The sequence below is a fragment of the Enterobacter cloacae complex sp. I3 genome, assembly GCF_014896175.1.
Taxonomy (GTDB): Bacteria; Pseudomonadota; Gammaproteobacteria; order Enterobacterales; family Enterobacteriaceae; genus Enterobacter; species Enterobacter bugandensis.
In genome coordinates, this window is the sequence record NZ_JADBQZ010000019.1 from 1 (window position 1) to 26,498 (window position 26,498).

22 protein-coding genes are annotated in these 26,498 nt (G+C 55.1%); 7 read left to right on the forward strand and 15 right to left on the reverse strand.

The window, feature by feature from the left end; translation table 11 throughout:
• Positions 1 to 175: 175 nt before the first annotated feature.
• Both mobB and mobA read right to left on the reverse strand, forming a co-directional pair.
• Positions 176 to 679, reverse strand: coding sequence for a molybdopterin-guanine dinucleotide biosynthesis protein MobB (gene mobB, locus IM271_RS15575; RefSeq protein WP_182034732.1), 504 nt, complete (start codon positions 677 to 679; stop codon positions 176 to 178).
• Complete coding sequence (gene mobA / locus IM271_RS15580) at positions 676 to 1,260, reverse strand: molybdenum cofactor guanylyltransferase MobA (RefSeq protein WP_192972053.1); 585 nt, start codon at positions 1,258 to 1,260, stop codon at positions 676 to 678. The genes mobB and mobA overlap by 4 nt, the downstream gene beginning before the upstream one ends.
• Positions 1,261 to 1,328: 68 nt before the next feature.
• Between mobA and IM271_RS15585 the strand changes: the two genes are divergently transcribed.
• The 3 genes from IM271_RS15585 to dsbA all read left to right on the forward strand — a co-directional run bounded on the left by IM271_RS15585 (position 1,329) and on the right by dsbA (position 3,310).
• Complete coding sequence (locus IM271_RS15585) at positions 1,329 to 1,598, forward strand: YihD family protein (RefSeq protein ID WP_008501866.1); 270 nt, start codon at positions 1,329 to 1,331, stop codon at positions 1,596 to 1,598.
• 74 nt (positions 1,599 to 1,672) lie between these two features.
• Complete coding sequence (locus IM271_RS15590; protein ID WP_047366771.1) at positions 1,673 to 2,659, forward strand: serine/threonine protein kinase; 987 nt, start codon at positions 1,673 to 1,675, stop codon at positions 2,657 to 2,659.
• Positions 2,660 to 2,686: 27 nt separating this feature from the next.
• Entirely contained in the window at positions 2,687 to 3,310 is a 624-nt protein-coding gene (gene dsbA, locus IM271_RS15595) for a thiol:disulfide interchange protein DsbA (RefSeq protein WP_028014899.1), read from the forward strand.
• 23 nt (positions 3,311 to 3,333) lie between these two features.
• On the opposite strand, the gene IM271_RS15600 is transcribed toward dsbA, so the two are convergent.
• Complete coding sequence (locus IM271_RS15600; RefSeq protein WP_192972054.1) at positions 3,334 to 4,242, reverse strand: acyltransferase; 909 nt, start codon at positions 4,240 to 4,242, stop codon at positions 3,334 to 3,336.
• 440 nt (positions 4,243 to 4,682) lie between these two features.
• On the opposite strand from IM271_RS15600, the gene polA reads away from it, so the two are divergent.
• Positions 4,683 to 7,475, forward strand: coding sequence for a DNA polymerase I (gene polA, locus IM271_RS15605; protein ID WP_163333554.1), 2,793 nt, complete (start codon positions 4,683 to 4,685; stop codon positions 7,473 to 7,475).
• Positions 7,476 to 7,787: 312 nt separating this feature from the next.
• Here polA and yihA read toward each other — a convergent pair whose 3' ends face one another.
• The gene (gene yihA / locus IM271_RS15610) at positions 7,788 to 8,417 is read right to left on the reverse strand and encodes a ribosome biogenesis GTP-binding protein YihA/YsxC (RefSeq protein WP_045630625.1); all 630 of its coding nucleotides are present in this window, start codon (positions 8,415 to 8,417) and stop codon (positions 7,788 to 7,790) included.
• Between the two features lie 577 nt (positions 8,418 to 8,994).
• On the opposite strand from yihA, the gene yihI reads away from it, so the two are divergent.
• Both yihI and hemN read left to right on the forward strand, forming a co-directional pair.
• Positions 8,995 to 9,510, forward strand: a complete 516-nt coding sequence (gene yihI / locus IM271_RS15615) for a Der GTPase-activating protein YihI (protein ID WP_049001354.1) — start codon at positions 8,995 to 8,997, stop codon at positions 9,508 to 9,510.
• A gap of 188 nt (positions 9,511 to 9,698) precedes the next feature.
• Entirely contained in the window at positions 9,699 to 11,072 is a 1,374-nt protein-coding gene (hemN, locus tag IM271_RS15620; RefSeq protein ID WP_192972055.1) for an oxygen-independent coproporphyrinogen III oxidase, read from the forward strand.
• 53 nt (positions 11,073 to 11,125) lie between these two features.
• On the opposite strand, the gene IM271_RS15625 is transcribed toward hemN, so the two are convergent.
• From IM271_RS15625 to glnA, 4 genes are all read right to left on the reverse strand, one after another.
• Positions 11,126 to 11,236: a YshB family small membrane protein gene (locus IM271_RS15625; protein ID WP_017382667.1), complete on the reverse strand. Its 111-nt coding sequence runs from the start codon at positions 11,234 to 11,236 to the stop codon at positions 11,126 to 11,128.
• A 110-nt stretch (positions 11,237 to 11,346) separates the two neighbouring features.
• Positions 11,347 to 12,759, reverse strand: a complete 1,413-nt coding sequence (gene glnG / locus IM271_RS15630) for a nitrogen regulation protein NR(I) (protein ID WP_028014893.1) — start codon at positions 12,757 to 12,759, stop codon at positions 11,347 to 11,349.
• An 11-nt stretch (positions 12,760 to 12,770) separates the two neighbouring features.
• Positions 12,771 to 13,820, reverse strand: coding sequence for a nitrogen regulation protein NR(II) (gene glnL, locus IM271_RS15635; protein WP_014172250.1), 1,050 nt, complete (start codon positions 13,818 to 13,820; stop codon positions 12,771 to 12,773).
• A 169-nt stretch (positions 13,821 to 13,989) separates the two neighbouring features.
• Positions 13,990 to 15,399 carry a glutamate--ammonia ligase gene (gene glnA / locus IM271_RS15640; RefSeq protein WP_008501856.1) on the reverse strand — a complete coding sequence of 470 codons (1,410 nt, stop codon included), beginning with the start codon at positions 15,397 to 15,399 and terminating at the stop codon, positions 13,990 to 13,992.
• A 378-nt stretch (positions 15,400 to 15,777) separates the two neighbouring features.
• Here glnA and typA point away from each other — a divergent pair, with 378 nt between their 5' ends.
• The gene (gene typA, locus IM271_RS15645; RefSeq protein ID WP_049001363.1) at positions 15,778 to 17,601 is read left to right on the forward strand and encodes a ribosome-dependent GTPase TypA; all 1,824 of its coding nucleotides are present in this window, start codon (positions 15,778 to 15,780) and stop codon (positions 17,599 to 17,601) included.
• A gap of 51 nt (positions 17,602 to 17,652) precedes the next feature.
• Here the strand turns inward: typA and ompL are convergent, their stop codons facing one another.
• The 7 genes from ompL to yihU form a co-directional block, all read right to left on the reverse strand.
• On the reverse strand, positions 17,653 to 18,339 hold the full coding sequence (ompL, locus tag IM271_RS15650) for a porin OmpL (RefSeq protein WP_045260222.1): 687 nt from the start codon (positions 18,337 to 18,339) through the stop codon (positions 17,653 to 17,655).
• Positions 18,340 to 18,413: 74 nt separating this feature from the next.
• Positions 18,414 to 19,838: an MFS transporter gene (locus IM271_RS15655; RefSeq protein WP_193052836.1), complete on the reverse strand. Its 1,425-nt coding sequence runs from the start codon at positions 19,836 to 19,838 to the stop codon at positions 18,414 to 18,416.
• Positions 19,839 to 19,881: 43 nt separating this feature from the next.
• Complete coding sequence (locus tag IM271_RS15660; protein WP_193052837.1) at positions 19,882 to 21,264, reverse strand: MFS transporter; 1,383 nt, start codon at positions 21,262 to 21,264, stop codon at positions 19,882 to 19,884.
• 45 nt (positions 21,265 to 21,309) lie between these two features.
• Positions 21,310 to 23,334, reverse strand: a complete 2,025-nt coding sequence (locus IM271_RS15665) for an alpha-glucosidase (protein ID WP_193052838.1) — start codon at positions 23,332 to 23,334, stop codon at positions 21,310 to 21,312.
• A gap of 16 nt (positions 23,335 to 23,350) precedes the next feature.
• A complete protein-coding gene (gene yihS / locus IM271_RS15670; RefSeq protein ID WP_063437450.1) occupies positions 23,351 to 24,592 on the reverse strand; it encodes a sulfoquinovose isomerase in 1,242 nt (413 codons plus the stop codon).
• Positions 24,593 to 24,606: 14 nt separating this feature from the next.
• Positions 24,607 to 25,482, reverse strand: coding sequence for a sulfofructosephosphate aldolase (gene yihT, locus IM271_RS15675; protein ID WP_045260226.1), 876 nt, complete (start codon positions 25,480 to 25,482; stop codon positions 24,607 to 24,609).
• A 17-nt stretch (positions 25,483 to 25,499) separates the two neighbouring features.
• Positions 25,500 to 26,390 carry a sulfolactaldehyde 3-reductase gene (gene yihU / locus IM271_RS15680; RefSeq protein ID WP_193052839.1) on the reverse strand — a complete coding sequence of 297 codons (891 nt, stop codon included), beginning with the start codon at positions 26,388 to 26,390 and terminating at the stop codon, positions 25,500 to 25,502.
• Positions 26,391 to 26,498 lie beyond the last annotated feature (108 nt).

A 26,498-nucleotide genomic window follows, 5' to 3' on the forward strand; every position in this document is an offset into this window, starting at 1 on the left:
CCGAACTCAGAAGTGAAACGCCGTAGCGCCGATGGTAGTGTGGGGTCTCCCCATGTGAGAGTAGGGAACTGCCAGGCATCAAATAAGTGAAGAGGCCATCCGGAAGGATGGCCTTTTTGCGTTTCTGCGCTGCACAAATCGTAGGCCGGGTAAGGCGAAGCCGCCACCCGGCAAGTCAGACCGCACACCACTTCACAATAAACTCAGCAATCCCATCCTCATCATTTAAATCCAGCACCGGAACTTCTATATCGAGAGCAACATCGCTGGCCACCGCAATGACATGCTCATCCAGCGTTAACTCGCTGATGTCATGCCCGGCATCACTTCTGAACAGCAGGATCTTAGGCACGGCCTCATGCTTAAATCCCTCAACCAGCACCAGATCCAGCGTGGAGTGATCCATCCGGCTCACCAGATACGCGAGATCCAGCGGTGCCTCATCCGGCGTTTCTGTCATCAATGCCCAACGCTGGTTGCTTGCTACCATTGTCTGCGCGGCACCCGCTTTGCGCAGTTCATAGCTATCTTTGCCCGGCTTATCGACATCCATATTATGGTGAGTATGCTTAATCAAGCCAGGACGAATACCGCGGGCGCACAGAGCGGGTATCAGTTTTTTCAGCAACGTGGTTTTTCCTGTCCCACTCCAGGCTGAAATGGCTAAAACAGCGTTCATCTCTTCTCCTGCATGGCCTGTAAATCTTCTATTGTGTTCACATTCACGAACGATGTTTTCATGTCGCTAAAATCAACAGCATGTCCGCCGACCTTACGCATAAACACCATCACTCTTCGCTCTCCGGAAGCCAGATAGTCGCTCATAGCAGGAATCAAGGATCGGTTAATGAGCGCGATAGTTGGGTGGTCGCGCTCGCCGTCATGCACCCAGACCACGGGTGAATCACCTCGCTGTTGCACCATCCGTTCCACCAGGCAGGTGGGTATAAATGGCGTATCACACGAACAAAAGATAAACCACTCTCCCTGAGACTGCTGCATCACCGAAAGTATACCTGCCAGCGGCCCCGGAAAATCTGCGAGATTATCCTGATAAACGGGAAACCCGCTGCGCTGGTAAATATCGATATGGCGATTTGCGCTCAGCGCCATTGCCGATACCTGATCGACAAGCGTATCAGCGACATGCTGCCATAAGGGCTTGCCTTTCAGGAGCTGTAGTCCTTTATCTTCCCCGCCCATCCGCGTAGCTCTACCGCCTGCCAGAACGACCCCAGTGATTTCCAGGCTAAGATTCACGAATATCGCCTCTTTTATTGTGGGATTGACCCTGCTAACGTGTCACTCTAAATGAAAGGAGCACCACCATGAAATGTAAACGTCTGAATGAAGTCATTGAACTCCTCCAGCCAGCCTGGCAAAAAGAGCCAGAGCTGAATCTGATGCAATTCTTACAGAAACTGGCAAAAGAGTCAGGTTTTGACGGCGATCTGGCAGACCTTTCTGACGACATCCTGATCTACCACCTCAAAATGCGCGACTCAGCCAAAGATGCTGTTATTCCTGGTATTCAGAAGGATTATGAGGAAGATTTTAAAACTGCATTGCTGCGCGCCCGAGGCGTAATTAAAGAGTAAAAGCTTGTAAGCGGAGCCACCGAAATCGCTACAAGATGATATCCTGAATCATTCGTATAATTTCGGATGATCGGATGAACGACCAGGCTTTTACTTTCCAGACACTACACCCGGATACCATTATGGATGCCCTGTTTGAACAGGGTATTCGTGTGGATTCCGGGCTAACTCCGTTAAACAGCTACGAAAACCGCGTCTATCAATTTCAGGACGAGGATCGTCAGCGCTTCGTCGTAAAGTTCTATCGCCCTGAACGTTGGTCTGCACAGCAAATTCAGGAGGAGCACCAGTTTGCTCACGATCTGCTGGTTGATGACGTCCCCGTTGCCGCGCCGATAAAGTTCAATAACCAAACGCTGCTCACGCATGAAGGGTTTTACTACGCCGTATTCCCCAGTCTGGGTGGCCGCCAGTTTGAAGCGGATAATATCGATCAGATGGAGTGGGTTGCTCGCTATCTGGGACGCATTCATCAGACGGGACGTAAAACAGCGTTCACTGCCCGACCAACGATTGGGATTCATGAATATCTCACCGAACCACGTCAGATATTCGAAACGTCTGCGCTGATCCCCGCTGCGTTAAAGGATGATTTCCTCAACGCCACCGATAAGCTTATTGCTGCGGTGAAAACCTGCTGGCGTGATGATATTTCCGTTCTGCGCCTGCATGGCGATTGTCATGCCGGAAATATTCTCTGGCGCGATGGACCGCTGTTTGTCGATCTCGACGATGCGCGCATGGGACCAGCGGTTCAGGATCTGTGGATGCTACTCAATGGCGACAAAGCCGAGCAGCGCATGCAGCTTGAAACGATTATTGAAGCCTATGAAGAATTTAGCCCGTTTAATTCAGACGAAATTGCCCTGATTGAGCCTTTACGTGCGATGCGTTTTGTTTATTATCTCGCATGGTTAATCAGGCGTTGGGACGACCCCGCATTTCCTCGTAATTTCCCGTGGCTTACCGGAGAAGATTACTGGCGCAGCCAGATATCTACATTCACTCAGCAGGTTAAGGTTCTTCAGGAACCCCCTCTGCAATTAACGCCGATGTATTAATTGGACACACCCAGGAGAGAGTTAATCATGAAAAAAATTTGGCTGGCGCTGGCAGGTATGATTCTGGCATTTAGCGCTTCTGCTGCGCAGTTTACCGACGGTAAACAGTTTATCACGCTGGAAAAGCCGGTTGCTGGCGAGCCACAGGTTCTGGAGTTCTTCTCATTCTATTGCCCGCACTGCTATCAATTCGAAGAGGTGCTGCATGTTTCTGACAACGTGAAGAAGAAGCTGCCGGAAGGCACCAAAATGACCAAGTACCACGTTGAGTTCCTGGGCCCGTTGGGTAAAGACCTGACTCAGGCGTGGGCGGTTGCGATGGCGCTGGGCGTGGAAGATAAAATCACTGCTCCAATGTTCGAAGCCGTACAGAAAACCCAGACCGTTCAGACCACTGCGGATATCCGCAAAGTGTTCGTTGATGCCGGTGTGAAAGGTGAAGAGTACGACGCCGCGTGGAACAGCTTTGTAGTGAAATCTCTGGTTGCTCAGCAGGAAAAAGCGGCCGCTGATCTGCAGCTTCAGGGCGTTCCGGCGATGTTTGTTAACGGCAAATATCAGCTGAACATGCAGGGCATGGACACCAGCAGCATGGATATTTTCGTACAGCAGTATGCTGATACCGTGAAATACCTGGTAGAGAAGAAGTAATTTCGTTGATATGAAAACGCCGGTCACTGACCGGCGTTTTTGTATGAAGATTTAATGCTGTCTATCTGTTCGTCTTTCTCTTTCCAGAGCGTATTAAGCCACTGCTGGAAACCACGTTTGAAATTCTTATCGTTAACGTAGTCACCGTGCAGACCGGCATCGATCGGCACTAAATTCACCCGAACAACAATGCGCGTCAGCTTGCCGCTTAGCATATCGAAGAATGGCGTCCTGTCATTTTCCGGATAGCAGAGCGTAACGTTCAGAAGTTTATCGAACTGTGCACCCAGCACGTTAAGCGCCATCGCAATACCCGCCGCCTTTGGCGGAAGCAGGTTCTGATAAGGGGAGCGTGTTTGTTGACGTTTATCTTCCGTAAACCGTGAGCCTTCAACAAAGTTCACGATGGTCGTTGGATGTGCGCGAAACTTTTCACAGGAGAGGCGCGTGGTCTCCACATCCTTACCGCGACGCTCCGGATGACGAATCAGATAGCTGCGCGAATAGCGTTTCATAAACGGCATATCGAGCGCCCAGCAGGCCAGCCCGATAAAGGGCACCCAGGCGAGCTGCTGCTTCAGGAAGTACTTGTTCATCGGGATATGTTTGCGAAAAAGCACGCATAACACCACAATGTCCGCCCAGCTGTGATGATTGCAAATCAGCAGGTACCAGTTCTTTTTGTTGAGGCTCTCCAGCCCTTCGACATCCCACTTCAGATGCGGATTCAGGCACAGCAGGATCGCTAGCCCTTCACACCAGCAATACATCATGAAATTACAAAACGCAGAGACGGATCGCCACACCGCAGGCACAGGCAGCAGCAGTTTAACGATCCCGGCGATAATGATTGGCACAGAACACGCAATCGTCACCAGAATAGTTAAAATGATGCTTAGCGGTAATGTTATTGCAGCGAGCAATCTCGACATGATGAGCTTTTTCAGGTGGTTAACTTTAATGGACCGGCCGATGATACGGCGCTGGGGGCTGATTTTATCAGAAAAGTGACAAAATTATGGCGCTTTCATATCGTCAATAGACGGCTTTTCCCCTGAAGCAGAAGATTTCTCTATTATTGTGCGCTAATCAGGACTTATATCCACATAGACTAAATTGCCATCAGCAGGCTATTTTCATGCAGTGTTAGTTGTTAACATTATGATATGTAATAATTTATTCTCAACGCGTGTCTGCTTTTAGTATCTGTTTTTCATTTGAAGTGAAAATATTCACAAACTTATCCACAGTTTGAATTTTGCGAGCGATCCTCACGATCGCAAAATCTTTTCCTGTATCGAACCTGAATAACTGATGTTTTCATCCTTCTGTGGCATCCTTTACGCATAAATTGATTAAAGGCACGGACATTATGGTTCAGATCCCAGAAAACCCACTTATTCTCGTCGACGGCTCTTCTTACCTGTATCGGGCGTACCATGCGTTTCCTCCTCTGACCAATAGCGCAGGGGAACCTACCGGCGCGATGTACGGCGTGCTGAATATGCTGCGCAGCCTGATTCTTCAATATCAGCCCACCCATGCGGCTGTCGTTTTTGATGCGAAAGGCAAAACCTTCCGCGATGAACTGTTTGAACATTACAAATCCCATCGTCCGCCAATGCCTGACGATCTGCGTGCGCAGATTGAGCCGCTGCACGCCATGGTGAAAGCAATGGGCCTGCCGCTGCTGGCCGTCTCTGGCGTGGAGGCTGACGACGTCATCGGTACGCTGGCGCGTGAAGCTGAAAAAATGGGCCGTCCGGTGCTGATCAGCACCGGTGATAAAGATATGGCGCAGCTGGTGACGCCAGGTATTACCCTGATCAACACCATGACCAACACCATTCTGGGGCCAGAAGAAGTAGTCACTAAGTATGGCGTGCCGCCAGAGCTGATTATCGACTTCCTCGCGTTGATGGGCGACTCCTCGGATAACATACCTGGCGTTCCTGGCGTCGGTGAAAAAACCGCGCAGGCGCTGCTTCAGGGGCTGGGTGGTCTGGACACGCTCTACGCTGAACCAGACAAAATCGCCGGACTTTCCTTCCGTGGCGCAAAAACCATGGCCGGGAAGCTGGAAGAGAACAAAGAGGTGGCTTATCTCTCCTATAAGCTGGCAACAATCAAAACCGATGTGGAACTGGAGCTGGGCTGTGAGCAGCTGGAAGTGCAACAGCCTTCCGCTGACGACCTGCTGAGCCTGTTTAAGAAATACGAATTCAAGCGCTGGACCACTGACGTGGAGGCCGGTAAATGGCTGCAGGCAAAAGGGGCCAAACCTGCTGCTAAGCCGAAAGAGACGATTGTCGTTGATGCCGAAGATCAGGCGGAAGAAGAAGCCGCAGCGCTCTCCTTCGACAACTACGAAACCATTCTGGAAGAGTCACAGCTGATCGCCTGGATCGAGAAACTGAAAAAAGCGCCGGTCTTTGCCTTTGACACCGAAACAGACAGCCTCGACAACATCTCAGCCAATATGGTGGGATTGTCCTTTGCGACAGAGCCGGGTATTGCCGCCTACGTTCCCGTGGCGCACGACTACCTGGATGCGCCGGAGCAGATCTCCCGCGAGCGCGCGCTCGAGCTACTGAAGCCGATTCTGGAAGACGAAAAGGCGCTGAAGGTCGGGCAAAACCTCAAGTACGACCGCGGCATTCTGCAGAACTACGGCATTGAGCTGCGCGGGATTGCCTTTGACACTATGCTCGAATCCTACATTCTGGACAGCGTGGCGGGCCGCCATGATATGGATTCCTTATCTGACCGCTGGCTCAAGCACAAAACCATTACCTTTGAAGAGATTGCCGGTAAAGGGAAAAATCAGCTCACCTTTAACCAGATTGCTCTTGAAGAAGCAGGGCGCTACGCGGCGGAAGATGCCGACGTCACGCTGCAACTGCATCTGAAGATGTGGCCGAAACTGCAGAAGCACGAAGGTCCGCTGAACGTATTCCAGCATATTGAAATGCCGCTGGTACCCGTGCTGTCCCGTATCGAACGCAATGGCGTTAAGATCGATCCAACGGTGCTGCATAACCACTCTGGCGAGCTCGCGCAGCGTTTGACCGAGCTCGAGCAGAAAGCGCATGAGCTTGCAGGCGAGCCGTTTAACCTCTCTTCACCGAAGCAGCTGCAAACCATTCTGTTTGAAAAGCAGGGCATCAAGCCGCTGAAGAAAACCCCTGGCGGCGCGCCGTCAACCTCTGAAGAGGTGCTGGAAGAGCTGGCGCTGGACTACCCGCTGCCAAAAGTGATTCTGCAGTACCGTGGTCTCGCGAAGCTGAAGTCTACCTACACGGACAAACTTCCGCTGATGATCAACCCGAAAACGGGCCGTGTGCACACGTCGTATCATCAGGCGGTAGCGGCAACCGGGCGTCTCTCGTCAACCGATCCTAACCTGCAGAACATTCCGGTGCGTAATGAGGAAGGGCGCCGCATTCGTCAGGCCTTTATAGCCCCTGATGACTACCTGATTGTCTCGGCTGACTACTCGCAAATTGAACTGCGCATTATGGCGCACCTGTCCCGCGATAAAGGTCTGCTGACGGCATTTGCGGAAGGAAAAGACATCCACCGGGCGACCGCGGCGGAGGTCTTTGGTTTACCGCTGGACAACGTGACCAACGAACAGCGCCGCAGTGCAAAAGCGATCAACTTCGGTCTAATCTACGGCATGAGCGCGTTTGGCCTTTCACGCCAGCTAAACATTCCGCGCAAAGAGTCGCAGAAGTATATGGATCTTTACTTCGAGCGTTATCCGGGCGTTCTGGAATATATGGAACGCACCCGCGCGCAGGCGAAAGAGAAAGGTTACGTTGAAACCCTGGATGGCCGTCGTCTCTATCTTCCGGACATCAAATCCAGCAACGCGGCGCGCCGCGCTGGCGCAGAGCGTGCGGCGATCAACGCCCCGATGCAGGGTACCGCAGCGGACATCATCAAGCGCGCAATGATCGCTGTTGATGCCTGGCTGGAGAAAGAGAAGCCGCGCGTGAAAATGATCATGCAGGTACACGATGAACTGGTATTTGAAGTGCACAAGGACGACCTCGACGCCGTGTCGAAGAAGATCCACGAACTGATGGAAAGCAGCATGACGCTGGACGTGCCGTTGCTGGTGGAAGTAGGAAGTGGTGAAAACTGGGATCAGGCTCACTAAAGGTTCTGTGAATAACGCGCTTTTTATGTAAGTTAGCAACATAACAACGCGCGTTTTGTGACGATCATTAGAATTCCCTATGTAAAGAATGAAAAAAAATTACAAAAAGTGCTTTTTCTACAGCAAAAAAAGGGGTAGAGTTATCGACGTAGGGTACAGAGGTAAGATGTTCTATCTTTCAGACCTTTTACTTCACGTAATCGGATTTGGCTGAATATTTTAGCCGCCCCAGTCAGTAATGACTGGGGCGTTTTTTATTGCGGCAAAGAAAAGTTCGGGCAAAAAAAAGCGCGGACATCGCCGCGCTCGGTATTACTCTTCTTCCGCTTCCGTCGCGGGTTCCAGCTCGTTAAACCAGCTGTCGAGCTTCTGACGCAGCTTGTCCACGCCCTGTTTTTTCAGCGAAGAGAAAGGCTCAACCTGTACATCGCCATTGAAGGCCAGTACCGCTTCGCGAACCATATTCACCTGCGCTTTACGCGCGCCGCTTGCCAGCTTGTCGGCTTTCGTCAGCAGCACCAGCACGGCAATATCGCTTGCCACCGCCCAGTCGATCATCTGCTGATCCAGATCTTTCAGGGGATGGCGAATATCCATCAGCACCACCAGACCTTTCAGGCACAGGCGTTTTTCCAGGTATTCGCCCAGCGCACGCTGCCACTTGATCTTCATCTCTTCAGGCACCTGCGCATAACCGTATCCCGGCAAGTCTACGAGGCGTTTGCCTTCAGCCACTTCAAAGAGGTTAATCAGCTGGGTACGGCCAGGTGTTTTTGAGGTACGCGCCAGGTTCTTCTGATTGGTCAGCGTATTCAGGGCGCTGGATTTCCCCGCATTGGAGCGGCCAGCAAATGCCACTTCAATACCGGTATCAGAAGGCAGGTGGCGAATATCGGGCGCACTGGTGACAAAATGCGTCTGTTGGTAGTTCCAGGTAGTCACGTGGTCGTCTCCAAAAATCGTAATCTGGAGGGATTATACCCGAATGCGGGCAAAAGGCTTTTCTCATTGCACGAGGCTTGCAGGCGAATGCCCAAACGGCTGTAAGAGATCGGCTAATGTTGCTATGGGAGATTTCAGAGAATTCGCAGGCGTCAAAAAATGCAAACTGTTTTAAATCATAATCTTATTTCCAGGTAATTATCTGAAAATCCGTATTTGTACCGTTTCGTTGCTTGTTAGTTTAACGGAACAAGGTAAAGTATGCGGCAAGGCGAGGAAGCCAACAGGAAATCGACTTAAGGATTAGGGTCAGGAGCGCCAGGAGGCGAAGACGCAGGATAGTCAGGACGACCAGCGCCTGGAGGCGTTTTAACAGGAAATGGAACCATACACGGACGGTATCAGCCAAAGGATAAACAGGGTGTGTTGTTGGTAAACATGGAATGTCTGACCCGTTAAGGGTTGTGAGTCAGGAAAAAAGGCGACAGATTGCTCTGTCGCCTTTTTTCTTTGCTTGCTTTCTGCTAGATTTCGCCGCAATTCTATACTGAAGAAAACGACTTTAAGATAAAACATCATGAAAAAACCAACCTCCGCTGCGGGCGCGAAACGCCCTGCAAAAGCACGCCGCAAAACGCGCGAAGAACTGAACCAGGAAGCGCGCGATCGCAAACGCGACAAAAAACATCGCGGTCATGCTGCGGGTAGCCGTGCCAACGGCGTTGGTGCAGCGGGCGCCTCTGCAAAAGGCAAACAGCAGAAAGACCCTCGTATCGGCAGTAAAACTCCCATTCCACTGGGCGTGACAGACACCCCGGTCACTAAGCAGCACAAACCAAAGAGCGAGAAACCTATGCTTTCACCGCAGGCTGAGCTGGATATGCTGGAGAACGATGAGCGCCTGGACGCGCTGCTGGAACGTCTTGAAGAGGGTGAAACCCTGACCGCCGAAGAGCAGTCATGGGTAGATGCCAAACTGGACCGCATTGATGAGCTAATGCAGAAGCTGGGTCTGTCTTACGATGACGAAGACGACGAAGAGGAAGAAGAAAAGCAGGAAGATATGATGCGTCTTCTGAAAGGTGGAAACTAACATTTGCACCCGGCAGGCACGATAGTCCTGCTTATAACCCTTCCGGTTATATGTTATCTGGTGTGGTTATTCGTTAAACTACGGCGGTTGTCGCGGCGACAGAAGTGGCTGCGCACCCGAATGATGGCCCGCGATGGGGCCAGAACGGGCCGCCGTATACGAACGCGACACCAACGGAAGGAGTGAGCATGTCAGCACCAACTATCGACTGGGATTTGGCCCTAATCCAGAAGTATAACTATTCCGGGCCGCGTTATACCTCATACCCCACCGCGCTAGAGTTCTCCGATGCCTTCGGCGAGGAGGATTTTCAGCAGGCCGTCGCGCGCTATCCAGAGCGTCCGCTGTCGCTCTACGTCCATATTCCGTTCTGCCACAAGCTCTGCTACTTCTGCGGCTGCAATAAAATCGTGACCCGTCAGCAGCATAAAGCCGACCAATACCTCGATGCGCTCGAACAGGAAATTGTGCACCGCGCGCCGCTTTTTAAAGGTCGTCACGTCAGCCAGCTTCACTGGGGGGGCGGCACGCCAACGTATCTCAATAAGGCGCAAATAAGCCGCCTGATGACGCTGCTGCGCGGAAATTTCAATTTTAACGACGACGCTGAAATCTCGATCGAAGTCGATCCGCGTGAAATTGAGCTGGATGTACTGGATCACTTACGCGCCGAAGGCTTTAATCGTCTGAGCATGGGCGTGCAGGATTTCAATAAAGAGGTGCAGCGTCTGGTCAACCGCGAGCAGGACGAGGAATTTATCTTCGCCTTACTCAACCACGCGCGTGATATCGGCTTTACCTCGACCAACATCGACCTGATTTACGGCCTGCCAAAGCAGACGCCGGAGAGCTTCGCCTTCACGCTGAAGCGCGTGGCTGAACTTAGCCCAGACCGCCTGAGCGTCTTTAACTATGCGCACCTGCCGACGCTATTTGCCGCCCAGCGCAAAATCAAAGATGCCGATCTGCCTTCTGCCCAGCAGAAGCTGGATATCCTGCAGGAAACTATCACCTCTCTGACGGAGAGCGGCTATCAATTTATCGGCATGGATCACTTTGCCCGTCCGGATGACGAGCTGGCGATTGCCCAGCGTGACGGCGTTCTGCACCGCAACTTCCAGGGTTACACCACTCAGGGCGATACCGATCTGCTCGGCATGGGTGTCTCCGCCATCAGCATGATCGGTGATAGCTACGCGCAGAACCAGAAAGAGCTGAAGCTCTACTACCAGCAGGTTGATGCAACCGGCAACGCGCTATGGCGCGGCATCGCGCTGACCCGTGACGACTGCATTCGTCGTGATGTGATTAAGGCGCTTATCTGCAACTTCCGTCTCGACTTTAGCGACGTGGAAGCACAGTGGGATCTGACATTCAGCGAATATTTTGCGGAAGACCTGAAGCTGATTGCGCCGCTGGCGAAAGACGGGCTGGTGGATGTGTCGGAGAACGCGATTGAGGTCACGCCGAAAGGGCGTCTGTTGATCCGTAATATCTGCATGTGTTTTGACGCGTATCTGCGCCAGAAGGCGCGTATGCAGCAGTTTTCACGGGTGATTTAAGGCGCAAAGCCGGGTAAGGCGAAGCCGCTACCCGGCTTTTACATTTCAACCTGCTAGCTAAACAGCCCAACCAGCGCCGCACATAATACCGCAGCAACAGCGGTTTGCGGCGTGTGGCTTTCAGCTGCTCCGCTCGACAGTAAAGTCACTAATGATTCCAGCATGATGATTCCCCCAATTTCCGGGCACGATCATACAAAACTCATCGGAACAGTAAAGCGCAAAATAACGGCAATTTGCGCTCAATTAATAACCTTTACACAGCGGTGTACGATCACTCCATTCCCAGCTCTTTCAGCTTGCGCGTCAGGGTATTACGTCCCCATCCCAGCAGGCGCGCGGCTTCCTGCTTATGGCCCTGCGTATGACGAAGCGCGGTGGTCAACAGCGTACGCTCCATCTCTGGCTGAGCCTCAGACAGCAGGTTTTGATGACCGGAACGCAGCGCGCGGTCGGCCCACTGCGCCAGCAGCGTTGCCCAGCTGTCCGGCAGCGCGTGCCCGGTGCTGCTTTCGGGCGCGGTGGCCTCAAACAGTTCGGCAGGGAGATCCTGAATCAACACTTCCTGGCCGGCGGCCATCACGGTCAGCCAGCGGCAGGTGTTTTCCAGCTGGCGTACGTTGCCCGGCCACGCCAGACGGGTGAGCGCGGCATCGGTTTCCGGATGAAGCTGCTTGGCTTCCACGCCCAGCTCGCGGGCTGCCACCTGCAGGAAATGACGCGCCAGGCGCGGGATATCTTCCCGACGCTCGCGCAGCGGCGGCAGGTGGACGCGGATCACGTTCAGGCGATGGAATAAATCCTCACGGAATTTGCCCTCCTGCACGCGCAGCTCCAGGTTCTGGTGCGTTGCGGCGATAATGCGCACGTCCACCTTCACCGGCGCATAGCCGCCCACGCGGTAAAACTGCCCGTCAGCCAGCACGCGCAGCAGGCGAGTTTGAACGTCCAGCGGCATATCGCCGATCTCGTCCAGGAACAGCGTGCCGCCGTCAGCCTGCTCAAAGCGCCCCTGGCGAATGGTATTCGCGCCGGTAAACGCCCCTTTTTCGTGGCCGAACAGCTCGGACTCAATCAAATCCTTCGGGATTGCCGCCATGTTCAGGGCGATAAACGGCGCTTTTGCCCGCGGGCTGTGGCGATGTAACGCATGCGCCACCAGCTCTTTACCTGTACCCGATTCCCCGTTAATCAACACGCTGATGGACGAGCGGGACAGACGGCCAATAATGCGAAACACGTCCTGCATCGCCGGCGCTTCGCCGATGATGTCAGTGGTTGGCCCAAAATCGGGTGCGTGGCGCGGCTGTTGTTGCTCCTGGTAGTGGCTAATCGCGCGCTCAACCAGCGCCACCGCTTCGTCGATATCAAACGGTTTGGGCAGGTAATCGAACGCCCCTTGCTGATAGGCGCTCACCGCGGCATCCAGGTCGGAATGAGCCGTCATTATGATGACCGGAAGCATAGGATGGCGCTGTTTGATCTGCTTTAACAGCGCCAGTCCGTCCATGCCCGGCATGCGAATATCCGACAGCAGAACGTCCGGCGTTTTGGTGGTGAGTGCGTCGAGCACCTCGCTGCCGCTCTCAAACGTCGTGCAGCTTAAACCTGCCCCTGTGAGCGCGCGTTCAAGCACCCAACGGATGGAGCTATCGTCATCGACTACCCAGACTATCCCTCGTTGCATAAACGTTACCTTTATTTTTTAATTGGCAGGAAAACCGAAAACTCGGTATGTCCCGGCCAACTGGTAAATTCAATTTTTCCGGAGTGCTGATCGATCAAGCTGCGGGCGATAGATAAGCCCAGTCCCGTACCGCCTTCGCGCCCGCTTACCATTGGGTAGAACAGGGTGTCCTGCAGATGAGAAGGAATGCCAGGCCCGTTATCCTCAACGTCGATGCGTGCCGCCAGACGATAGCGCACGCCGTGCAGCGTGAGCTGGAAGGCGGTGCGGGTGCGTAAAATAATCTCACCGCCTTCCGGCCCCAGCGCCTGCAGGGCATTGCGCACAATATTCAGCAGAACCTGCTCAATCTGGTCCGGGTCATGCGCCAGTTCCGGCAGGCTTGGGTCGTAATCACGCACCAGCGTGACGTTCTCCGGCAGCTCCATGGAGACGAGCTTCACCACCCGTTCAGCGACTTTATGAATACTTTCTGAAACGTGCATACCCGGCTGCTGCGGCCCGAGCAGGCGATCGACCAGGTTACGCAGGCGGTCCGCCTGCTCAATGATGACGTTGGTATACTCCGCCAGCGCAGGGTCGGGCAGGGCTTTGGTCAGAAGCTGCGCCGCGCCGCGTAACCCACCCAGCGGGTTTTTGATTTCATGCGCCAGACCGCGCACCAGGTCACGGGCGGCAATTTGCTGCGCATGCTGAAGCTGCTCCTGGCTCAGGCGACGCTGATTATCCATCGGCGCCATTTCCAGCAGGATCAGTCCTTCCGGCAAACGTTGCGCGGTAAGGGAAAGAATATGTGAGCGCCCGTCGATCACCAGCGTGACTTCGTTATCGGTGAACCCCTGACCGGCCTGCAAACTTTCCTGCATCAGGCCAATATTCAGCGAGAAATAGCTCAACAACTCAGGAAGCGGGGTGCCAAACAGTTTGCGTGAACTCTGGGCGAGCAGTTGTTGCGCCGCCGGGTTGGCGTAATGGACGGCCAGCTCGTCGTCGACCAGCAGGATGCTGTTAATCAAAGAATTGAGGATCTGCCCAGCATCGGGCAGCGTGCCAGTTGCCATTCAGCAGTCTCCTGGAGTCGTTGCACTGTTTTAGTGCAGTATAGCGGTTTCGGCGTAAAAAGCGCGTGAGATCAGGTTGTTGGTGGAGAAAAAAGCCCATCCGGAGATGGGCTAAAAGTTTCCACGGCAACTACCCCCGGCGCTTTTGACGCCGGGTAAAACAACTAAATTAAACGCTGTAGTACAGTTCGAACTCAACCGGATGCGGAGTCATACGCACGCGGTCGTTCTCTTCAGTACGCAGGGCGATGTAAGCATCGATAGCGTCGTCAGTGAATACGCCACCCGCAGTCAGGAACTCGCGGTCTGCATCCAGCGCCTGCAGGGCTTCTTCCAGAGAGCCAGCAACCTGTGGGATCTCTTTCGCTTCTTCTGGCGGCAGGTCGTACAGGTTTTTGTCCATCGCTTCGCCTGGGTGGATCTTGTTCTTGATACCGTCCAGACCGGCCATCAGCAGCGCTGCGAAGCACAGGTATGGGTTAGCCGCTGGGTCCGGGAAGCGCACTTCGATACGACGCGCTTTTGGAGACGCCACCACCGGGATACGGATGGAAGCAGAACGGTTACGCGCAGAGTAGGCCAGCATAACTGGCGCTTCGTAGCCCGGGACCAGACGCTTGTAGGAGTTAGTGGTTGGGTTCGCCAGGGCGTTGATCGCTTTAGCGTGTTTGATAACACCACCGATGTAATACAGCGCCTGCTCGGACAGACCGGCATATTTGTCGCCAGAGAACAGGTTGGTACCGTTCTTGGACAGAGACATGTGGCAGTGCATACCGGAACCGTTGTCGCCAAACATTGGTTTTGGCATGAAGGTCGCGGTTTTACCGAAACGGTGCGCAACGTTGTGCACAACGTATTTGTAGATCTGAATTTCGTCCGCTTTTTTGGTCATGGTGTTGAAGCGGGTTGCCACTTCGTTCTGACCCGCAGTCGCCACTTCGTGGTGGTGCGCTTCAACAACCAGGCCCATCTCTTCCATTACCAGACACATGGTGGAACGGATGTCCTGTGCAGAGTCGACCGGAGGAACCGGGAAGTAACCGCCTTTCACGCCAGGACGGTGACCTTTGTTACCACCTTCGTATTTGGTGGAAGAGTTCCATGCGCCTTCGATGTCGTCAATAGCCACGTGGGAGCCAGAAATAGAGGCACCGAAGCGGATGTCGTCGAACAGGAAGAACTCTGGCTCTGGCCCGAACAGAACGGTGTCCGCGATGCCGGTGGAACGCAGGTACTCTTCAGCGCGTTTAGCGATAGAACGTGGGTCGCGGTCGTAGCCCTGCAGCGTGCCTGGCTCGAGGATGTCGCAGCGGATGATCAGGGTTGGTTCTTCGAAGAACGGATCAATGACCGCAGTGGTTGCGTCTGGCATCAGAACCATGTCGGATTCGTTAATGCCTTTCCAGCCACCAATGGAGGAGCCGTCAAACATTTTGCCTTCTTCAAAGAATTCGGCGTTCACCTGATGAGCAGGGATTGTGACGTGCTGTTCTTTACCTTTGGTATCGGTGAAGCGCAGATCAACAAACTTCACTTCATGTTCGTTCAGCATCGTCAAAACGTGTTCAGCGGACATACTTAACTCTCCAGATTGGTCATTGTCGTCGTGGTAACGAGGTCTTCAATTTCTGTTGGTACTGGCTGTTGCCATGTATTTTTTATAAAGCGAAATCTGTGCCAACTTTTAAAACACCCCAAAAAGGCGTTATCATGCGCACCATAGTGCAAAAGGGCTGCACCATGATGGATTTGTTGCACCAGTATAGTGCTTCAATGTGAACATTAAGCACCATATTGGTGCAATTTACGTTAAAGTGCCCTTTTACCGCTCCGTGAAAGCGATCACAAAGCATCTCTGCAATACTTGTTTGCGGGGGATGTTTGTGATCCTGTTTTGTAGTGCGATTAATCCGTGTACAATAACGCGCTATTTCTAAATGCCTGAGGCAAAGTTGTGATCGAAAATTTGCGTAACATCGCCATCATCGCGCACGTTGACCATGGTAAAACTACCCTGGTTGATAAGCTGCTGCAGCAATCCGGTACGTTTGATGCGCGTGCCGAAACCCAAGAACGCGTGATGGACTCCAACGATTTGGAGAAAGAGCGTGGGATTACCATCCTCGCGAAAAACACCGCGATTAAATGGAATGACTACCGTATCAACATCGTTGATACCCCAGGGCACGCCGACTTCGGTGGTGAAGTTGAACGTGTAATGTCCATGGTAGACTCCGTTCTGCTGGTCGTTGACGCAATGGATGGCCCAATGCCACAGACGCGCTTCGTGACCAAAAAAGCTTTTGCCCATGGTCTGAAGCCAATCGTTGTTATCAACAAAGTTGACCGCCCTGGCGCGCGTCCTGACTGGGTTGTTGACCAGGTCTTCGACCTGTTCGTTAACCTCGACGCGACCGACGAGCAGCTGGACTTCCCTATCGTTTACGCCTCTGCGCTGAACGGTATCGCAGGTCTGGACCACGAAGACATGGCTGAAGACATGACCCCGCTGTATCAGGCGATTGTTGACCGTGTTCCTGCGCCAAACGTTGACCTGGAAGGCACCCTGCAGATGCAGATCTCCCAGCTCGACTACAACAACTACGTTGGCGTAATCGGCATTGGCCGTATCAAGCGCGGTAAAGTGAAGCCTAACCAGCAGGTCACTATCATCGATAGCGAAGGCAAAACCCGTAACGGTAAAGTCGGTAAAGTCCTGACTCACTTGGGTCTTGAGCGTATCGAGAGCGACATCGCTGAAGCGGGCGACATCATCGCGATCACCGGTCTGGGTGAACTGAACATCTCCGACACCATCTGCGATCCGCAGAAAGTCGAAGCGCTGCCAGCCCTGTCCGTTGATGAACCAACCGTATCCATGTTCTTCAACGTCAACACCTCTCCGTTCTGTGGTAAAGAAGGTAAGTTCGTTACCTCTCGTCAGATCCTTGACCGTCTGAACAAAGAGCTGGTGCACAACGTTGCGCTGCGCGTTGAAGAAACCGAAGACGCTGATGCATTCCGCGTTTCCGGTCGTGGTGAGCTGCACCTGTCTGTTCTGATCGAAAACATGCGTCGTGAAGGTTTCGAGATGGCGGTTTCCCGTCCGAAAGTAATCTTCCGTGAAATCGATGGCCGTAAACAAGAGCCGTTCGAAAACGTAACGCTGGACGTAGAAGAGCAGCACCAGGGTTCTGTGATGCAGGCACTGGGCGAGCGTAAAGGCGACCTGAAAAACATGAATCCAGATGGCAAAGGCCGCGTACGTCTCGACTACGTGATCCCAAGCCGTGGCCTGATCGGCTTCCGTTCTGAGTTCATGACCATGACCTCCGGTACCGGCCTGCTGTACTCCACCTTCAGCCACTACGACGACGTTCGTCCGGGCGAAGTGGGCCAGCGTAACAACGGCGTACTGATCTCCAACGGTCAGGGTAAAGCGGTTGCGTTTGCGCTGTTCGGTCTGCAGGATCGCGGTAAGCTGTTCCTGGGTCACGGTGCTGAAGTTTACGAAGGCCAGATCATCGGTATTCACAGCCGTTCTAACGACCTGACGGTAAACTGCCTGACCGGTAAAAAGCTGACCAACATGCGTGCGTCCGGTACTGACGAAGCAACGGTTCTGGTTCCACCGATCAAGATGACCCTGGAGCAGGCTCTGGAGTTCATTGATGATGACGAACTGGTAGAAGTGACTCCACAGTCAATTCGTATCCGTAAACGTCACCTGACCGAGAACGATCGTAAACGTGCTATGCGCGGTGCGAAAGAAGACTAATACGGTCAATCCGAAGTAAAAAAAGCCGCTGAGAAATCAGCGGCTTTTTTATTAGAACGAATAACGTAACCCCAGGCGGATCCTGTACTGCTCGCGGTTGTAATCATTCCATCTGTCCAGCCACTGGAGTTCGAGGTACGGCAGCCAGTTCCTGTCGATCTTATAGCTGAACTTGTTGGTAATTTCCCAGTGATGGTCTTTACCATTTTTGCTGTGGTAATCATTTATCCGCTGGAAAAAGTGCGGCTCAAAGGTATAGAAAAACGCATCGGTCACCTTGAAATTCCAGTAGTTGGCGAATTCGTGCGTGTCGTTCTTATCCATCTGCCCGTTATAGTCCGGCGTATCGTAATTGTTATGGTTATAGCGATAGCGGAACGTCAGATTAAACCCGTCCGTGAATTTATAGTTGGTATCTAAATAAACCGCGCCACCCGAACCGGCGCTGCTGTCGTTGATCAACCCGCCCGGCTGGAAGGTGAGTTTGTCCGTCGGTTTAAAGAGCGGATACCACCCCTCTATTTCGTTATAGCTGTGCTTGAGCTCATCCCACCTCCCCACGTTGTAGGCGTTGGTGAACATCAACCCCGCGCCCATATCGAAGTTATAGCCGGCACGCAGGATCACTTCGTGCAGCTCAGAGGCCGTATTGTAGGCTTCACGGGTTTCAACATAGGCCCCGGCGAATACCGGGCAGGACACAGACGACACGATCAGTACAGTGATGATTCTTTTCATAATTTGTCCATGTATCAGGTACAGAAAGGCCTCCCTCCTGATGAACAGGAAGGAAATACTGGCCGAATTTATTGTTATAAAGTGACTGCTGACGCTTTATTGTTGGGTGTTATCTCAGGGGTATTCGCTGACTGTTTTTTCCGTTTTCCAATCTCCTCGATAATAAAGGCGAAGCGCGCTTCGTTGAGTTTATAAAACAGCCCCATGGTCACGGCGGCGACGATTGCCAGGGCGCACGGCCAGAGGAAAATAAGCTGACGCAAACCCAGCAGCGTGCCCGCGCTCTGCACGGCATGAGGAACGTAACCGATCTGGGTCAGCATGATGCCGGGCAGGAAGCCGGCGAGAGCGGCGGAGATTTTGCGCGAGAAGGTGTAGCCGGTGTAAACCGATCCCTCGGCGCGAATGCCGGTTTTCCACTCGCCGTAATCAACGGTATCCGGCACCAGCGCCCAGTTCAGGCTGTTCACAAACGCGGTGCCGAAAAAGGCCATGCAGGAAAAGAGCACGAACAGCAGGGAGCTGGTTCCCCAGAAGAAGTTCAGCACGTCGCCCACCGCCCACAGCGCCAGCCCGCCCAGATAGACGGGCTTCTTGCCAAAGCGCTTCACCGCGCCGGGCACCAGAAACACACCAATCAGAATGCAGCCCATGCTGAAAAAGCCCATCCACGACAGCAGATGCAGATCGTTCAGCACGTACTGGGTGTAATAGACCTGAATCGCCAGCTTGATGTTGAACGCGGCGAGAGTACACAGGTTGGCAATGCACAGCACCAGCAGCGGCGGATTGCGAAAAATCGCGCAGAACGATTTCAGAATGCCGGGCTTATGGTGATCGGGCGTTATCTCGACATAGCGCTCTTTCACCCCGCTGTAGCACCACCACATGCAGAACAGGCCGCCGGTGACGAACACCAGCGCAGCCACCAGATAGCCGAGGGAGGGCTGGTGGACGAACAGCGCCTGAATGGGCATAAAGCCGACGGTGCAGAGCAACAGCCCCACCGTGGCGCCGCCCTGTCGCCACGCCGCCAGCTGCGCGCGCTCGTTCGGGTTTTTGGTGATGGCAGGGACCATCGCACCGTAGGCACAGTTCATCAGGCTGTAGCAGAGCCCAAACATCATGAAGAGCACGGTGGCGAGCGCCGTTTTGACCGTCAGGCTAAAGTCGTTGGCCATAAACTGCGCCGTCGCGACCAGCGCCACCGGGACGGAGGCGTAAAGTATGAATGGCCGGAACTTCCCCCTCGGGCCAATGTTACGCCGGGAATCCAGCAGCACGCCGGTCAGCATGTCGGTGAACGCGGTAAAAAACTTCGCCACCAGGAAAATAATGCCTCCGTAGAACGCGGGCATCCCCAGTTCATCGGTGTAAAACTTCAGCAGGTACAGCGTGCCAATACACAGCATCAGGTTCGAGCCAAAATCGCCCATCCCGTAGGCGCACTTCTCTCGCAGGCTCAATTTCAGGGTTAACGGATCAGTATTGTGTGTCATGGTCGATCCTCAGAGCGCCCCGCAGGGCGCTCTATCACGTCATTTAGGCCGTACGTTTGCGCAGTTCGATCTCTTCCACGATGCGCACATACATCTTCTCGTTGAGGTTGTAGAAGCAGCCCATCGCCACGATGGTGATGACCGCCAGCAGGCTCGGGTAGATAAATATCAGCTGCCGCAGCCCTTCAACCGTCCCGGCGGACTGCACCACGTTCGGCACGTAGCCGATCTGGGTGAGCATGATCCCCGGGAAGAAGCCGGCCAGCGCCTGGGATACCTTCCTGAAGAAGGTAAAGCCGGTGTAGACCGTCCCTTCGGAGCGCACGCCGGTGCGCCACTCGCCGTATTCCACGGTATCGGACACCAGCGCCCAGTTCAGACTGTTCACGAACGCGGAGCCGAAGAACGCCAGGCAGGAGAACGCCACAAAGCTCACCGAGCCGCCGCCGAAGAAGTAGTTAAGCAGATCGCCCGCCACCCAAATTGCCAGCCCGCTGATGTAGACCTTTTTCTTGCCGAAGCGCCGCACCGCGCCGGGCATCATAAAGACGCCGATAAAAATACAGCCCATGCTGAAGAAGCCCATGTACGACAGCAGGATCGGGTCGTTCAGCACGTACTGCGTGTAGTAGACCTGAATGGCGAGCTTAACGTTAAACGCGCCCAGCGTGCACAGGTTCGCGATACACAGGATAAACAGCGGGCGGTTCCCGGTAATGGCGCGAAACGACTGCAGCAGCCCCGGCTTTTGAGCCGGGTTAGCGGGCTGCGTCTCGACGTAACGCTCGGTGACGCCCTTATAGCACCACCACATAAAGAACAGCCCGAACAGCGAGAAGAGGGTGGCGGCAAAGATGTAGCCAAGCTGGTCGTTACCCTCAATCAGGTTCATCACCGGGACAAAGCCCACCGTACAGAGCAGCAGGCCGAGCGTGGCGCCGCCCTGACGCCAGGCCGCCAGCGAGGCGCGCTCGTCCGGGTTTTTGGTGATGGCGGGCACCATCGCGCCGTAGGAGCAGTTCATCATGCTGAAGAACAGGCCGTACAGCATGAACAGCACCGTTGCCATCACCGTTTTGCCGGTCATCTCAAATGGCGTACCGACGAAGTTGGCAATCGCCAGTAAGGTCACCGGGAAGGCGGCATACAGCACGAACGGGCGGAATTTCCCTTTCGGGCCAATCTTGCGCCGGGAGTCGAGCATGATCCCGGTGCCCATATCGGTGAAGGCGGTAAAGAATTTGGCAATCAGGAAGATGATCCCGCCGTAGGTGCCGGGCAGCCCCAGCACGTCGGTGTAAAACTTCAGCAAATAGAGCGTGCCGATATCCAGCAGGATGTTAGAGCCGAGATCGCCCATCCCGTAGGCGAGTTTTTCTTTAAACGGCAGGCGTAGGGTTGCCGGATCGGAAGTATGTTGACTCATTATTGTTCTCCGTCTGCCCGCAGGTTTCCCTGCGAGCGAGCCTTATCAGATATCACGTAAGGTGCTAAACAGATCTGCCCATTCGCTGTGCTGGCGATAGAAGACCGGCGGCTTGCCGATCGGGGCATCAACGGTCACGTCACCGCCCTGGCAGGTTTCCCCGGTCCACGCATTGACCCAGCTGTCCTGCGGCAGATAGAGCGACCAGTCCCGGCGGCCCTCTTCATGAACCGGTGCCACCAGCAGGTCGCGGCCAAACAGGTACTGGTATTTCAGCGTGTAGGCGCGCGCGTCGTCCTCGTAGTGCAGGAACAGCGGACGCATCACCGGCAGGCCGCTTTTCGCGTTCTGCGCAACCGCAGCTTTGATGTACGGCTTCAGGGTGGTAAAGACGGTGGTCATGCGCGCGAAGTGCGCGATGGTTTCCGCATCGCCGTCGAACTGCCAGTTGTCGCCAGGGCGGTTGCCCTCGTGGGTACGCATCATCGGCGTAAAGGCGCTGAAGTCGCACCAGCGCAGCAGCAGTTCCTTGCTGCGCTTCATCTCGAACAGGGTGGTATAGCCGCCGATGTCGCTGTGGTGCAGGCCGTGCCCGGTCATCGCCAGCGAAAGCGCCGCAGGGACGACGGACGCCAGACCGTCATCCAGGCTCCAGTCAACGTTCTGATCCCCCGCCCACATCATCACCGAGTGCTTCTGGCTGCCGGTGTAGCCCGCGCGCATGAAGAACAGGATCTCCCCGAGTTTGCCGGTTTCCTGGAGCGCCTCGTAGTTACATTTGGCCCACAGGGCAGGCCAGGCGTTATGCATGATCTCCGCGCTCACGCCGTTATGCAGGAAGGTATCGGTCGGCAGATATTCCCCGAAATCGGCCATCCAGCCGCCGCAGCCCAGTTCGATCAGGTTCTTTTTAATGACCTCTTTGTACCAGCCGTAGGCTTCCGGGTTGGTCAGGTCGATAACGCCCGCGTAGAACTCGCCGAATTCAACGTGGTAGTCCTCACCGTTGGCGTTTTTGGTCAGATAGCCGCGTTTCGCCGCCTCTTCGCAGAGATCTTTATCGCTGGCGACGTACGGGTTGATATAGGAGAGGAATTGTACGCCCTCCTGCTTCCACTGCCCGATCCGCTCGTCAAGCTGCGGATAGAGCGCGCTGTTCCACTTCCAGTTCCACATCACGCGTTTGCCGAAGGAGGTCATGCGGATGCCGGACCAGTCCTGCGCCCAGATGCCGTTCACCTTCACGCCGCCCTCGCGCATGGCGTCGAGCTTCTGCTGGCACACCTCGGTGCCGCCCTGGATGCCCAGCGTCACGCCGTCGTACACCCAGTCCGGCAGCTCCGGCTGACGTCCCAGCAGGCCGGTCAGTTTTTCCAGCAGATCGACGTACGTTTCCGCACATTCGAAGCGCAGCGTGGCGTTATCTTCCCAGAACGCCAGCTCGTGGAAATCCGGCGCGCTGAAGTCAAAGTTCATGTAGCAGCTGTTATCCACGTGGCAGTAGTACTTCTGGGTGCTCACGAAGGTAGGCTGCGGGAAGAAGGTCCAGTAGTAGTCACCACCCGCGTTCTCTTTGCAGTCGGCCTGCCAGGTGACGTAGGTCTGCTTGTTGCGCCCCACGCCCTGCTCGCTGGTCCAAAGCGGGAACGGCTTGCCGCGCAGATCGAAATACGAGAATTGCTCGCCGCAGCCGTAGATATGATCTTCCGGCTGCGCCGCCAGCCGCAGCCAGATGCGGTTATGGCTGGCGGCATCATTTTTCAGCTTCAGCTCCAGACGGCCTTCCGCATCCACGCCCACCAGCAGCGTCGCGCTCACCGCATCGCCGCGTGTAAAGCGGATGGCCCAGCCCGCGCTTTGCTGCGAGACGGTCGCGTCCGTCAGGGCAATCTTTTCGTTGAGCTTGTCTTTAATGCTGAAATTGCCGCGAAACATCTTGATATCGGCTTCGCCTGCGCCGATCCACAGGCAAGGCGCTTCTTCGGAGTGGGACAAAATCAGACGATCCTGCCAGCGCAGGGTGAAGCCACGTTCGTTATTTTTCAGGTCAATATTGTGTAGGGTACGCATAAAAACTCCGTCTTTATTATTTGGCCTGGCTGTCCAGCAATCCGGCGGCGACGGCAGGCGCTAAGCCCGGCGCCAGCGGCAGGCGGGGGATCACCAGGCAGTGCAGCAGATGGTAAATATCCTGCTTGCCGTCCCAGACTTTGGTGGTCACTTCGTTATTGGTGTCCAGCTCCTGCCACCAGGAACCGTTTTCGTAATCCATCAGGTACTTGATGCAGTAATCCCACCACTTCTGATACCAGGCTTCGTACTGCGCTTCGCCGGTCACGGTATAGAGGGCATAGGCCGTGCCCATCGCCTCGACGATTGGCCAGCGCACGCGTTCGCGGACGATAGGCTTGCCGTCCCAGCCCACGGAATAGACAAACCCGTCGGCGCCGTCGGGTGCCCAGGCGTCGCGGATGGTGGCGTGGAACAGGCCTTTCGCATCTTCCAGCAGCCACTCCGGCGGGGTTTCAAAGCGCGCTTCCAGCGCGGCGCGCAGGTGCAGCATCAGGCGGCCCCACTCAATCCAGTGTCCCGGCGTGCCGCCGTAGGCGCGGAAGCGGTGAGCAGGGTTATCGATGTTGTAATCGCGGATCGGGTTCCAGCCGGTGTCGAAATGCTCGTTAACGCGATACTCACCTTTGCGCGCCACGTCGTGAATAATCACCGAGGCGATGCGCAGGGCGCGGTCGAGCCACTTACGATCGTGAGTTACGTCATAGACAATCAGGAAGGCTTCCACGGCGTGCATGTTGGCGTTACCGCCGCGGTAATCTTCCGTTTTGCTGAAGGCTTCATCCCAGGACTCAAGGCACATTTGCTCCTGTTCGCTCCAGAAGTAGCGCTCAATCACCTCGATGGCATCGTCCAGCAGCTTGCGTGCCTGCGGGTGTCCGGTGGTCACGGCGCTCGCCGCGCCCAGCAGGACGAAAAAGTGCTGATAGCCCTGCTTGGAGGCGTCAATGACGCCTTCATCGTTTACGCAGGCGTACCAGCCGCCGTGCTGTTTGTCGCGCAGCGGGCCGTTGAGGGCGTTAATGCCGTGCTCAACCAGGGCATACGCGCCGGGACGGCCCATGTTTGCCGCCACCGCGTACACGTGCAGCATGCGGGCGGTGATCCAAAGATGGGTGCCCATATCGCTGCGAACCTGCCCGTTATTGCCCAGCCAGCCAAAGCCGGTCGGTACGGCGGCGTTTTTGCCGAAATCGAGAATGCGGTCGGTCTCTTGTTCGAGCCAGCGGTTGTGGCTCAGGGTGTTAAACCATTTCATGTTCGGGTCCTTTCTTAACGGCGAGCCATCATTTCGTCGACGATCTCACCCAGACGCTGAAGTTTTGGTACGGAAATATCACGCAGCATCAGCTCGGTATCCGGCAGGCCAATCACCGAGGACCAGACGGCGCGACCGGCTAAAAAGCCCGATGCCCCTGCCTGCATCGCCACGCTCACGGCGCGCGGGAACAGCTTATCGTCCACGCCGGAGGAGAGGATCACCCACGGCATGGCGATGTTCTCGTTCAGCTTCTGCGAGGCCGCCAGCAGTTCCTGCTGCGTGCCCTTACCAAACAGCGGCATCTCCACCTTGTAGAGGTCGGCCCCGCTGTCGCCCAGCTCTTTAGCCGCATCGATAATCGCCTGTTCGCGGTTAAATTCGGCTCCGCGACGCGGCGGACGCACCACCGGCTCGATAATGCTCAGCAGCCCGTTGTCGTGGCACAGCGTATTGAACGCTTTCACCATCTCCAGGCGCTGCTGCGGATCTTCATCGCTGCGCCACAGCACCAGCAGCTTGAGCGCCTTGCCGCCGTCGCGTTTGACCGCCTGGGCGTCGATGCTTTTGTCGATCACCACGCTGTCGACCGGAATACCGTTCCCCGGAATAAACTCGTCGGCCGCCACAATCATCGCGCAGCTGTTGGCTACGGCCTGCTGCTCCACAATCTGGCGATAGCAGAACTGCTGGTCGACGAGAATGGCAGAGGCGTACGGCGACAGAATCTTCGCCGCGTTGACCTTAAAATCCGTCAGGTGCTGGTCGGTTACCGGCACCGGTGCGCCTGCGGCGGCAAACATCAGGCGCATCGCTTCGCGCTGATCCACGGCCAGCATTGCAAAACCGCCGGAAGGTCGGGTGATATCTTTCAGGGTGTACATCGTCATTCCTCAGTCCTTTCGTATCAGTGTGATTTTTTCAGCCCGGCAGATGCGCGAACCTGTTCTAGAATGGCTGTCCAGTCTTCGCGCCCGCGCCCGGCGGCGCGAGCCTGGTTGTAAACTTCGCGGGAAGCCGCGCCCAGCGGCATCGGAACGTGGAGCTGGTTAGCCACGTCCAGGGCGATCCCCAGATCCTTATGCGCAAGGTCGATCATGAAGGCGGGTGAAAGATCGCCTTTCAACACCTTGTTCGGCCATGAGGTGGTGAAGTGGCCTTTACCCGCCGGCGTGCCGTTCATCACCTTCAGCGCCACCTCAAAGGAGAGGCCAAGCGCTTCACACAGCACGGCCGCCTCGGCGGAAAGCGCGTTCAGGGCGATGCTCATGTAGTTATTGATGAGCTTAACGCGGATGCCCATGCCCGGCCCGCCGGCGTTAATCAGCTCATTGCCCATCGCCATTAAGACGGGGGTGGCGCGTTCCACCTGCTGCGCGGTGCCGCCCGCCAGCAGGAGCAGCGTGCCGGCGATGGCATGGTCAGACGTGCGTCCCACGGGCACGTCCATCAGGCTGAAGCCGCGCTCAGCCATGTCGCGGATCAGCGCGTCGGTTTGCAGCGGGTGAATGGTGGACATGTCAATCACCAGCGCGTCGGGGGATAACCCTTCGCACACACCGTGCTCGCCGAACAGGACGCTGCGTACCAGGTCGCCGTTTGGCAGCATGGTGATGACGAATTCGGCGTCCGTGGCTGCCTGTGCGGGCGTAGCCGCCGCCCGTGCGCCGCTCTCTACCAGCGCCTGAACCGCCTGCGGGTTCACGTCAAACACGTTAAGCTGGTGGCCTTGCTTTAACAGATTCTTCGCCATTGGCGCGCCCATCTGCCCTAAACCGATAAATGCGATTGCTGACATGCCTCTCTCCTGTCACATCGTGTCAATTTTTGCGCGTTTATGTTGTCTGTTTTTGATCGTATTTGTAATTTATAGTCAAAAAATTGACACGAGTCACTTTTTAAACAT